The sequence below is a fragment of the Chryseobacterium indologenes genome (assembly GCF_001295265.1).
Lineage (GTDB): Bacteria > Bacteroidota > Bacteroidia > Flavobacteriales > Weeksellaceae > Chryseobacterium > Chryseobacterium indologenes_A.
In genome coordinates this window covers 715,706-727,151 of record NZ_LJOD01000001.1, presented here as the reverse complement: position 1 = coordinate 727,151, position 11,446 = coordinate 715,706, and the positions used below count along the sequence as shown (strand labels likewise).

Annotated in this window: 14 protein-coding genes; 5 read left to right on the top strand and 9 right to left on the bottom strand. The window is 38.5% G+C overall.

The features are described 5' to 3' along the window. Window positions 1-73: 73 nt before the first annotated feature. Both AOB46_RS03220 and AOB46_RS03215 read right to left on the bottom strand, forming a co-directional pair. Entirely contained in the window at window positions 74-781 is a 708-nt protein-coding gene (locus tag AOB46_RS03220; RefSeq protein WP_062696590.1) for a hypothetical protein, read from the bottom strand. Window positions 782-876: 95 nt separating this feature from the next. Beyond that, window positions 877-1,959, bottom strand: coding sequence for an endonuclease/exonuclease/phosphatase family protein (locus AOB46_RS03215; protein ID WP_062696589.1), 1,083 nt, complete (start codon window positions 1,957-1,959; stop codon window positions 877-879). Window positions 1,960-2,083: 124 nt separating this feature from the next. On the opposite strand from AOB46_RS03215, the gene AOB46_RS03210 reads away from it, so the two are divergent. The 3 genes from AOB46_RS03210 (at window position 2,084) to AOB46_RS03200 (ending at window position 3,836) form a co-directional block, all read left to right on the top strand. Continuing rightward, entirely contained in the window at window positions 2,084-2,530 is a 447-nt protein-coding gene (locus AOB46_RS03210) for a nuclear transport factor 2 family protein (protein WP_062696588.1), read from the top strand. Between the two features lie 119 nt (window positions 2,531-2,649). Beyond that, window positions 2,650-3,453 carry a hypothetical protein gene (locus AOB46_RS03205; RefSeq protein ID WP_131724311.1) on the top strand — a complete coding sequence of 268 codons (804 nt, stop codon included), beginning with the start codon at window positions 2,650-2,652 and terminating at the stop codon, window positions 3,451-3,453. Between the two features lie 5 nt (window positions 3,454-3,458). Beyond that, window positions 3,459-3,836: a VOC family protein gene (locus AOB46_RS03200; protein WP_062696586.1), complete on the top strand. Its 378-nt coding sequence runs from the start codon at window positions 3,459-3,461 to the stop codon at window positions 3,834-3,836. 2 nt (window positions 3,837-3,838) lie between these two features. Here AOB46_RS03200 and AOB46_RS03195 read toward each other — a convergent pair whose 3' ends face one another. Continuing rightward, complete coding sequence (locus AOB46_RS03195) at window positions 3,839-4,222, bottom strand: DUF1634 domain-containing protein (protein WP_062696585.1); 384 nt, start codon at window positions 4,220-4,222, stop codon at window positions 3,839-3,841. After that, the gene (locus AOB46_RS03190; RefSeq protein WP_062696584.1) at window positions 4,222-5,052 is read right to left on the bottom strand and encodes a sulfite exporter TauE/SafE family protein; all 831 of its coding nucleotides are present in this window, start codon (window positions 5,050-5,052) and stop codon (window positions 4,222-4,224) included. Before AOB46_RS03190 ends, AOB46_RS03195 begins: the two co-directional genes overlap by 1 nt. 73 nt (window positions 5,053-5,125) lie before the next feature. Here AOB46_RS03190 and AOB46_RS03185 point away from each other — a divergent pair, with 73 nt between their 5' ends. Together AOB46_RS03185 and AOB46_RS03180 are read left to right on the top strand one after the other, a co-directional pair. Next, entirely contained in the window at window positions 5,126-5,689 is a 564-nt protein-coding gene (locus tag AOB46_RS03185; RefSeq protein ID WP_241489151.1) for a DUF1543 domain-containing protein, read from the top strand. A gap of 42 nt (window positions 5,690-5,731) precedes the next feature. Then, window positions 5,732-6,844, top strand: a complete 1,113-nt coding sequence (locus AOB46_RS03180) for a 5-(carboxyamino)imidazole ribonucleotide synthase (protein WP_062696583.1) — start codon at window positions 5,732-5,734, stop codon at window positions 6,842-6,844. A 54-nt stretch (window positions 6,845-6,898) separates the two neighbouring features. Here AOB46_RS03180 and AOB46_RS03175 read toward each other — a convergent pair whose 3' ends face one another. The 5 genes from AOB46_RS03175 to AOB46_RS03155 form a co-directional block, all read right to left on the bottom strand. Beyond that, a complete protein-coding gene (locus tag AOB46_RS03175; RefSeq protein ID WP_062696582.1) occupies window positions 6,899-7,270 on the bottom strand; it encodes a hypothetical protein in 372 nt (123 codons plus the stop codon). 71 nt (window positions 7,271-7,341) lie between these two features. Next, window positions 7,342-7,977 carry a hypothetical protein gene (locus AOB46_RS03170; RefSeq protein ID WP_062696581.1) on the bottom strand — a complete coding sequence of 212 codons (636 nt, stop codon included), beginning with the start codon at window positions 7,975-7,977 and terminating at the stop codon, window positions 7,342-7,344. Between the two features lie 14 nt (window positions 7,978-7,991). Next, window positions 7,992-8,702 carry a hypothetical protein gene (locus tag AOB46_RS03165; protein WP_062696580.1) on the bottom strand — a complete coding sequence of 237 codons (711 nt, stop codon included), beginning with the start codon at window positions 8,700-8,702 and terminating at the stop codon, window positions 7,992-7,994. Window positions 8,703-8,728: 26 nt separating this feature from the next. Continuing rightward, window positions 8,729-10,852 carry a cation:proton antiporter gene (locus tag AOB46_RS03160; RefSeq protein ID WP_062696579.1) on the bottom strand — a complete coding sequence of 708 codons (2,124 nt, stop codon included), beginning with the start codon at window positions 10,850-10,852 and terminating at the stop codon, window positions 8,729-8,731. Between the two features lie 8 nt (window positions 10,853-10,860). Then, entirely contained in the window at window positions 10,861-11,433 is a 573-nt protein-coding gene (locus tag AOB46_RS03155; RefSeq protein WP_062696578.1) for a hypothetical protein, read from the bottom strand. Window positions 11,434-11,446 lie beyond the last annotated feature (13 nt).

Sequence of the window (11,446 nt, the reverse complement as noted above, 5' to 3'; positions counted from 1 at the left end):
AAAAGAAGATTCCACAGATTGTAAAAATACTTTAATCAATATTGTTAATCATCAACCTTTATGTTTCAGAAAATTACTTTTCTTTCTGTCCTTCATATATAACATCATCAAATAGCTTATCAATTTTCACAACTAAAATTTTATCTGCTGAATCTTTAGGATTGATTTTATAAAACAAATACTGATCATTGTAATACACCATTTTAGCATCTTTATATTCCGTTTTCAGCCTCTTGGATAAAGTGTCGATATTGTCAATATGATTCATTGAGGAAACAGGCATAGGAATAAAGACCAGAAAGACAAAGATCATAGAATATCCTGTGCCTTTAAATGGGCTGTCTTTTAATGAAATCACAAGATTAATAGACAGCAGAATTAATAAAAGAAATACGAAAAACTGGAAAATCGGTGCATACGGAAGGTTTCCGACAACCATTTTAAAATAGATGACAGTTCCAACGATTCCTGTAAATAAACAGCCTAAGATAATGCTGTATTGTTTCAGGGCTTTCAGTTCGCCAGAATTGGTTTTTTTATCTAAAAAGGATTTGTAGAGCTGTACATATGATAATAATACAACCATTTTAAGGATGGTAATGATGCCATCTATTAAAAGTTGTGTAAAAGAGAAGAAAATAATCAGATCAAACGAAATGGTAAGAAGTCTGAATAACTGGCGCAGGCCTCCGATGATGTAAGGAATGGCAATGATGAGGGTAGAATGGTCTTTCGCAAATTCTATAAAAGCATTTGATTTTAAATTGTCTATCAGATTCATATGTCGGCTATTAATTCCAGCACGATTATACAAAAATTATTCATTATATATTGCTATCCGAAGAAATATTCTGTATTTTGTATCAGGATTAGAAATCAGTCTTCCGTTACCACTTCTTCGCGGTTTCCGTCTTCTTTTTTTCCTTCCTGTATCATTTCTTCCGCTTCTGCTTTTTCTTCGGCAGTGGCTTCTTCCACAAGTTCCTCCTGCTCGTCATTATGATGATCGATGAAAAATTCACAGTAAACAGGAAGATGATCTGAACCGAAATTTTCCAGCGTTTTCAGTTCTTTGATAAAAATATCTTCGCTATGGAACATCAGGTCTATAGGAAATCTCAGCATACGGTACCTGGCATGAAAAGTAGAAACGAAGGAATGCCCGATCCTGGGATCTATTAAACCACTTGTTTTTCTGAACAGGACAGAGGATTTAGACCATGCTACATTGTTAAAATCCCCAACAACAATAACGGGTTTAAGGAGGTCTTTCACGCGTTTTGCCGTACTGAGAAGATCTCCGTCTCTTTCTTTTGAAGTTTCCTCTTCCGTAGGGCTTGGCGGTGGCGGATGAACTCCGAAAAATACAAATGAGAATCCGTCTTCAGTTTTTAAATGAGCTTCAATGCTCGGAATGTCGTCCGCAACAAAATAGTGGGTCTGTGCACTTTTGATTTCAATTTTAGAATAGAAGTGCATTCCGTATGTATTTTCAAGCGTTACTTTATGCTGGTACGGGTAATCTTTCTCTAAAGTTCTCATTGCTTTTTCCCAGTCACCGTTACTTTCCATCGTGAGAAAAACATCCGGACGGTATTTTTCAATAAGCTTTATAAACCGGTCATATTCTTTATTGAACTGATAAACATTGGCAGACACAAAATGAAGCTTCTCTGAAGACCGGTTACGCTGTCTGTGTTTTTTTACAGGATAAAGCGGAGTATACCTGATGAGCGTAACCCCATGATGAACAAACATCAGGATCAGAAGTCCCTGTGAATATAAAAAATACTGCGGCTTTTCCAGGCTGAACCCGAAAAGAAATGTAATGAACACAACATAGGTGATCTGGATCTTACCGAATTCCGGAACCCTGAATATCCAGTGTGAATTCTGGATTTTGGGAAGCACCGTCAGAAACACCAGCAGCGCGGTTAAAAATAAATAAATACCCCACATATCAATAAATAACAGATAAAAATAAAATATTTCATCATAAATCCTGCCTCTTAATATTTTAAACTTTGTTAATTTTAATGGTTTCTAATATTTTTTTACTTTTATTGCATCAGATTAAACCGATATGAATAAACTGGCCGTTGCAGCATTAATATTCAGTACATTCTGTTTTGCGCAGAATGAGAATAAAGAAATAGAAAAGCCGATCCGTAATTTATTTTTAGGAATGAAGAACGCAGATGCAGCCCTGATACAGTCTGCTTTTACGGAAAATGCTGTTCTTCAGACCATCACCAAAGATGGAACCGTAAAAAGTGAAGAAATCAAAGATTTTATTTCATCCGTTGTAAAGATTCCGAAAGGAGACCTGGATGAAAGAATTGAAATTGAGGCTATTCATTCAGATGGCATGCTGGCGAGCGTATTTACACCATATTCTTTTTATTACAGAGAAAAGTTTGCGCATTGTGGAGTCAACAGTTTTCAACTCGTAAAGCAGAAGGACAACAGCTGGAAAATCCAATACCTTATTGATACAAGAAGAAAAGAAAACTGTAAGGAAATACAATAATGCGAAATAAAAATCTGATCCTTAATTACATTTTTTTAGCCTGTCTGGCCATTTTATTCCTCAATGATCATTTTTTCAAATACCATTACACCAGCTGGTTTACTGGGAAACTTTCAGATATGGCAGGAATTATCCTGCTGCCGATGCTTTTAACGTACTTATTTCCACAGCTGAAACAGTATTCCGTCCATCTGGCCGGGGTTTTATTTGCCTTTTGGAAATCCCCATTTTCAGAAAGCTGCATCGGGCTGTACAATAGTTTTTCCTTTATTCCATTGCACAGAGTAGTGGATTATACGGATCTCATCGTACTGGTATTGCTTCCGTTTCCTTACGTATTGATTAAAAACAGTTCAGTTATTAACCGTTTTAGCTTAAAAAAACTGAATCCTTCCCTCGTGCTACTGCCAGCCGTATTAATTTTGATGTCAACTTCTCCCGGAAACCGTTATTTTGATTATGTTCCGTACACCGGAAATCTCTATTTTAACGATTACTCTTTTGAAGTGAATCAGTCTAAGGATGAAATATTTTCCGAACTTAAAAAACGGAATATAAAAGTGCAGAAAGATACTGCCAGAATTATTGCAAAAAGCAAAAGCAGGCTTCTGAGCACCGGAACTTTAGAACAGAAGAATCTTTATAATGATAAGAAGATCTATCAGGTTTCTGATGATTCTTTAAAAGCATCCATTTTCAGAATGATCAATTTAAGTAATGAATATACAATAGACAGCATTCAGCTGGATGATCAGACGGTGTGGAATATACAGTTTGATATGCACAGCAGAATAGGAAATAAAGGAACGGTAATCACCGTAAAATCTGCAAAAATAGGAGAGACGATGAAAGCACAGGAAGTCGACCGGAAGCTGCGAAAACTCTACGGAAAGCTCCTGAAAGAAAAATTTAAAACATTCTAATAAATATGAAGATCCACCACATTGCCATAATCTGTTCGGATTATAAGATTTCTAAAAAATTCTATACTGAAACCTTAGGCTTAAATATGATCCGGGAGGTGTACCGTGAAGAAAGGCAATCCTATAAACTTGACCTTGCTATAGGAGATCATTATGTAATTGAGCTTTTTTCATTTCCTGATCCACCTTCAAGACCTTCCCGCCCGGAAGCATGCGGATTAAGACATCTGGCTTTTTCCGTAGACAAGGTAGGAGATAAGAGGAAGGAACTTATTTCAAAAGGGCTTATATGCGAAGAAATCCGCATCGATGAATATACGGGAAAAGAGTTTTTCTTCACCCAGGATCCGGATCAGCTTCCGCTGGAGTTCTATGAAATGTAGAATTAGTGTGCGTATCCCGTAAAAAAGCTTACCGCCATAATGGCCAGTACAATAGAGGAAATGACTACATATACGTAGTCTTTTTCTTTTAAATACCCAATGAGAGCAAAAATAATTCTCATTAAAGGCGTAAAGATTAGCAGAAGAATTCCCAGTTGAATGATGGCCATTCCTTCTCCTTTACACAAAGAGTTCCAGAAGTGCCCCCATACCTTTTCAGAGGAAGTTCCTATATCAAGACTTGTATATTTTTTAGGCATTTTAAAGCCCTCAAGAAATAGTTTGATGAAACCGGCCAATGAAGTAATCACAGACAAAATAACGCCCAGTCTCAGGAGATTTCCTACTGAACGGTTCAGATCCACATCTGTAAAATTCTTTTTCATTATCTGAAGCTTTTATTGATCCCGTTATACATCATATAGATTGAAAGTACCGTAATGACAATGGCAAAAAATACTTTTAATTTCTTGGTTTTGGAAACCATCAGGGTTTTGGATCCGATGAAACTTCCTACGACCACACCAATCAGAACCGGAGCTACAATCACCGGAATAATTTCGCCTCTCTGAAAATAGATCAGAGCACTGGCTACCGCCGTTACACCAATCATAAAGTTACTGGTTGTTGTAGAAACTTTGAATGGCAGTTTCATCATATTGTCCATAGCCAGAACTTTCAGGGCACCGGAACCAATTCCCAAAAGACCGGACATGGCGCCTGCAAACATCATCATCAGAAATCCGGGAACGGTATTTCTCGCTGAATAGCTTTTCAGAACACCTTTGTCAGGAAAAGTTCCGTAAAGTTTCAGTTGGTCTTCCAGGCTTCCTTTAATTAAAGGTTCCTGATGGTCAGGTTTTCCTTTAAGATTTAAAATAACCGTCAACAAAAGGATGCTGGCAAAGATAATCCCGATGGTATTCGGATTAAGCATTCCCGAAACCAAAGCCCCAATAATAGCCCCTGCTGTAGTAGCAATCTCCAGAAACATTCCGATCCGCATATTGGTAAAACCTTCTTTAACGAAAGCCACCGCGGCACCGGACGAAGTTCCGATCACAGAAATTAAAGAAGCACCAATAGCATAATGCATAGGAACGCCGAAACCCAGCGTTAATAAAGGAATAATGATAACTCCCCCTCCTAAACCCGTAAGTGAGCCTAAAAGCCCGGCTGAAATAGCGCCGAGGAAGAGAATGATGATTTCTGACATGCTACAAATATAAAACTATTGCTGTACTCTGCCAAACGTTTAAAAAAGATAAATTTGACGTATTTTTGTAGGCATGAAAAGTGAAGTGAAATTATTCTATATCATCCTCGGTGCAACGCCTAAAGGCCGAAATATTGAACAGCATGATGTTTTTTTCGGAATAGCGGAAAACCTTAAGGATCTTGTGTCCGATATGAAAGAATTCTGGAAAGAAGCAGAAGGAAAGATCCATGTGGACTGTTATCAGGAAGTGAAATTTGCAGATGGATATGAAGTGAAAATTGTTGAAAAAGGAGAAAAAATCTCAGAAGATCAATTGTATTTCCTTAATCTTGGAGGGTATAAAAAAGGTTTTTTTGAAGAGTTTCATGAACAGCACCTGATGGTAGGGAAGTCAATGGGGGAGATCGTGAAAAAAGCAAAAGCTACCGAGTTTTATGCAACAATGGGCTTTGAGGGAGCTGTAAGCCACATTGATGATAAGCACGGCGTTGATATTGATGATGTTTTCAATGTAAGCGACATTCTGCCTGAAAAAATGAAAGAAAAATATTCCATTGTTCTGACCCGGTCTGAAAAGGAAAACCAGGAAAACCCGATGGGCTTAGGCTATCTTAAAATTGATAAAATTCAATAAGGCAGCGGAAATTTAAATCTAACAGAAAAAATAAAAGTAAAAATGAAAATAGGAATTTTAGGAGGCGGACAGCTGGGAAGAATGCTGATTCAGAGCGCATTGAAATACGATGACCAATTTTACACGCTGGATCCTGCTTCTGATGCCCCATGTCACAACATCTCATATTTCACTCAGGGAAATTTCAATGATTATGAAACGGTGCTGAATTTCGGCAAAGACAAAGAGGTCGTAACAATAGAAATAGAGCACGTAAATGCCGATGCCCTTGCAGAACTTGAAAAACAAGGGGTAAAGGTAGTCCCGAATGCAGCCATTATCAAGACCATCCAACAGAAAATTCTTCAGAAAGAATTCTATAAAGCCCATGATATCCCAAGCCCCGAATTCCAGGTGGTGTGGAATAGTGATGAGAAAATTGTAATGCCTCTGCCGTTCGTTCAGAAGATGAATACAGGCGGTTATGACGGAAAAGGCGTGCAGGTCATCAAAACGGAAAATGATCTTCAGGATCTTTGGAAAGAACCTTCCGTGATTGAAAACCTTGTGGATATTGACAAAGAACTTTCTGTAATTGTTGCCAGAAATGAAAGCGGAGAAACCAATATTTTCCCCGTAACGGAAATGGTGGCTGATCCTAAACTGAACCTGCTGGATTTTAACGTCTGCCCGGTTCTTTTGACTGAGGATGTTCAGAACCAAATCGATGTAATTACAGATAAATTTCTGAATGCTGTAAACTCACCGGGACTTTTTGCCATTGAATTGTTCCTGGATAAGGAAGGAAAAGTATGGGTGAACGAAACGGCTCCGAGATTACATAATTCCGGCCACCAGAGCCAGGAAGGAAATACCAATTCCCAGTTTGAACAGATGTACAGGGTGGTGAAAAACCTACCTTTAGCAGATACCGATGCCATTACCTACAGCGGAATGCTGAATCTGGTAGGAGCAGAAGGACATGCCGGAAAGGTAATATATCAGGGAATGGAAGATGTTCTCCGATTACCCGAAACCTATGTTCATCTATATGGAAAGACAGAAACCAAACCGGGCAGAAAAATGGGACACATCAATGTTCTAGCCGATTCCAGAGAAGAGCTGATGGAAAAACTGGTGAAAGTAAAAGGAATGGTAAAAGTGATTGCTGAATAACAATTCACCTCAAAATAAAAGAGCTGTAATCAATCATTGCAGCTCTTTCTATATTTAACGATTTTTCTTTTTAAAAATCTTAGGAAAATCAATACTCCATTCTTTTTCATTGGAATTCCAGATCAGGTAAGGACCATCGAAGCTGTCCAGATAGGTAATTTCATAAGCGCCTGCACCATTAGTGCTGTAATCCGGCTGAGTTCCAAGATCATTAGGTTTGAATCCTAATTTTTCCAGTGTTTTCCAGTCGTTGTTTTCCGGTAAGCTGTGATGGGTCTTCCTGTAATTTTCGACATTTTGGATGAGGTTATTCCCGTATTCAATATCAGAATGTCTGGTGATGCTTATGGGTAAGTTCCAGTAGATGGTAAAGGAAATTACAATCAATACAATTATTGAAATGAAAATAAGCAGGATTTTCTTCATTGAGGATTTTTCTTTTTTATAAGTTGGTTTAAATATGTTTTTTATGCCGGTATTTAATGATAAAGTTTATATTATTGTTTAATATCCTTTTCATCCACCTTTTCAAAAACCTTCTTCTGCTCGTTCCATACAAAAGCATTGTAATAGACGTTTTCAGCTTCATTAGATTCCCTGCAGATACTGGCAATGAAAAGCCTGCTGTCTAGATCAAAAATTGCCCTGTCATCCGCAAATAAGCATGACGTTTCTTCCCCAAGCGGAAGATCGTAAATTTTTCCATCCCGAACATCCATCATCATTCCCATAATACAGCTCGTTCCGCATCCGAAGATAACGGTGATATAATAACTGGCAAAATCGGGAGTTCCTTCTGCATAAGCCTTCCTGATTCTCGTCCTGAAATCATAAAAGTCTTTATCTCTGGAAAAATCCAGTTTTGCTTTTTGGGTGAACTTATAGCGGGTTGAAGGAAATTTGTCGAAATAGAAATTATTAGTTAACGTATCGGCCTCCATTTTCGATTCCTGAAAAGACTTACTTTCAATTTTCTTTATATTAGCCGTATCTGGCATTTCTGCGGGCTGTTCAGTAGCTAAAGTATCTGTTGCAGAAGATGCAGGAGGATCATTTTTAAAGGTTTCTTTTTTCTCTTTACACGAAAATAAAATAAAAGTGAGCAAGGGAATTAATAATGTGTTGATTCTCATAGTTATTTTTGTTTTTAGAAAGGCATAATTACCGTTTTTCCTTTGTATTTTCCTTTTTCTACTCTGAAAAGAACAGCATATCCTCCGGCTCCATCTGAATTAACCATGCTGATATAGAGGGTTTCATTTTCGGAATCAAAATAACACTCCGTGAACTCAGTATTCACATTGAAGAGGTTTTCTGTTTCTGCTGCAGGGATTTCAACCGTATTATTTCCAATTTTAGCGGTAACCGATTTATAATGTGTCCGCGGAATGGTTCCATCAGTACCCCAGACAGGCTTTCCTTTGTACAGGTCTGTGAGTTGCATGTCCCGCCTGCTTGAAGAAAAATACTTCTTATTTTCTTTGTAGCTGAAAGGTTCGGCAATAATTTCTACTTTTATATTCTTTGAAGCCAAAACAGCCTTACTTTCAGTAACGGAAACAGAGGGCACACGTGGATAGGATTCAATATATCTGACCCTGGAATTGTAAATATATCCGGAAAGCAGATCTCCGTTTTTATTCAGATAATCTGCCATCAGCCAGTTCTTACTGCTTTCATCGCGGTCATAGACATAAATGATTTCTCCCGAACTGACCTTTCCAACAATGGCACTCTTAGCATCTGCCTCTTTTCTGATGTTCACATAGCCGTCTTGGTCAACCACTTTAGCAAATTGGGCCAGAAATATTTGAAAGCTTAAAACAGCTGTCAGAAGTATTATTTTCTTTGTTTTCAATGAGTGAATTTAAAAATTTAATACTATTATTTAAAAATCTTCTGGATAACATTGCCAATTTCTACAAAATCTCCGTGGTTCCCGACTGAACGGATTTCCGGACTGTTCTTGTCGAATTCTGAGAACGGAAAAATCAGAAGATAATTGTTATTATTTAAATGTCGGTTCAACAATTCAGGAATAAGCCTCATTTGAGGAATATACGACTGCATGCCCCGCTTTGCCATAAAGAGGATCAGGGCTTCGTCATCTTTCAGCTGTGTGGCTGTTCTTTCGCCATCCTGCCATGTATTCATAATGATGAATTCGGCCTCTATATTAGCTTTTTTAATGATCTTCTGCAGAATATCCAGAATATTTTCAGGAGCATAGAAAATAACGGTGGCTCCGGAATTTCTGGCAATATTCCATACCCTTAAAAGCGCATGAAAGAATCCGGCTTCTTTATGGGCATTTTCAGGGATCATTACCGCGTATTTCTTAATGGTAGAAAGAGGCTGGGCTGCATGATAGACCAGAACATTCACATCATCATTCTGAAGATACCCGTTATACAGATTATAAACGAACGAAGGAGAAAAGCCTTTTTCATCTTCCAGGCCAATGATCAGATCGGTGATATTCTGCTCTTTGATTACGTTGCTTACTCCATTGATGACATCATTGTCATAGCGTTTTAAAGTCTGCATTTTAACGTCAGCCGCAGCCGCAGCATCAGCCGCCTGGTGGAGTAGTTTCTCAGCATTTTTTACCGAAGACTCATTTTTATCTTCATTAATGACATTCAGGGCAAACAGGTCTTCTGTATTGGAGTGGGCTTTGATCAGGATTCCCAGATTAACCATTCTTTCAACAGTCTTTTCATGATTAACGGCCAGAAGAATATTTTCTTCCTCATGGGTATTTCCGGAAACCGTATCTTCATTATCGCTTTCTGCAATTTTCTGTGCACTTGCCAGTGAGATAAAAGATGAAATGGTGCAGGAAATGAGGATCAGGAGGATACTTCCGTTCAGCACGTGCTCATTCAGCAATCTTACAGGCTCTCCGGTTTCTGTTTCGGAAATGATGATATTATACCCTACCATGACAGATGCCAGCGTTGCCGCAGCAGAAGCAGAGCTTAATCCGAAAATAAGTTTTCCCTCTTCTTTGGACAGCCTGAACGTTTTCTGCGTAGCTACTGCCGAAAGGTATTTCCCTCCGATAGAAGCCACAAGCATGATTCCTGCAACTTCAAGGGTTTCCCAGCTTTTAAAAAATACCTTAAAATCAATCAGCATTCCCACACTGATGAGGAAGAAAGGGATGAAAATAGCATTTCCTACAAATTCCACGCGGTTCATGAGGGATGAGGTGTGAGGAATCAGTCTGTTTAAGGCCAGTCCTGCGAAGAATGCCCCGATAATGGCTTCCACCCCGGCAAGTTCTGCAAGCATGGCGGCCAGATAGATCATAACAAGGACAAAAATATATTGTGAGATCTTATCATCTACTTTTTTGAAGAACCACCGCCCGATAATAGGAAATACTATAAGGACGATCAATGCAAAGACGATAAAGGAAACAGACAGCTTAACCCAGAATTCAGTACCTACGTCTCCCTGGGACATTCCTACAATAACGGCAAGAACCAAAAGGGCAAGAATATCCGTAATCATCGTTCCTCCAACAGTAATATTAACGGCTTTGTTCTTTGCAATTCCCAGCTTACTCACCAAAGGATAGGCAATAAGCGTATGGGAAGAGAAAAGACTGGCAAACAGGATGGAGGTAAGCATCGAAAAGTGTAGGATATAATATCCGCCCAGATATCCGAGGACAAAAGGAACAATAAAGGTGTAAAGTCCAAAAGTGAGGCTTTTCCATTTGTTCTTTTTGAAATCACCCATGTCAATTTCCAGTCCGGCCAGGAACATAATGTAAAGGAGACCTGTAGTTCCGGTAACAACAATACTGCTGTCTCTGGCAAGCACATTAAAACCATTAGGTCCTATGACGGCCCCGGCAATGATGAGCCCCAGAAGATGCGGAACTTTTATTTTGTTCAGCAGCAGAGGCGCTGCAAGAATGATGATCAGTACCAGCAGAAATTTTAATACCGGATCTTCTATAGGAAAACTCAGATTGTGTATACTCAGTAAAATCATAGGTGTTTTTATTTGATGGAACGTACCAGTTCGACGGAAAATTTAGCCGTACAGCCGTTATCAGAAGTAACCGTTCTTGTTCCTTTGATCTTGTTATCGGAAATGTCATTAAGCACAACATTCATTTCCACATATTTTTTGGCTGTAGAATCAGTTTTAAAAGAAAGCCTGATCTCATTGTTTTCAAATTTCCCGGAATACAGTCTGACCAGATTGTTATTATTGATGATCTTGGTAACCGGCTGGGTAGGGTCATTGTCGAATTCCCAGATGTCTGTACGCTGGTCGCCTACCACATAATCGCTGCAGTTAGATTCGGTACAAATCACTTTCCCGTTCCATGGTCCTGATATTTCTGCCGGCCATACTGCTGCTTTTATTTCTACAGAATCTTTTTTGGAGAAGATACTATCTTTCATTTTCAGGAGTGCCTGATATTCAGATTCCTTTTTGGCGAATAATTGTTCTTTTTCAAGGAGTTGTTTTTCTCTTTCCGTAAGATTTTTCTCCTTTTCCTTGTAATCGCAGCTTACCATAAGAAAAGAAACCATTGCAAGTAAAAAAAGTGTGTTTTTAAGCATATCATGTAAGTTG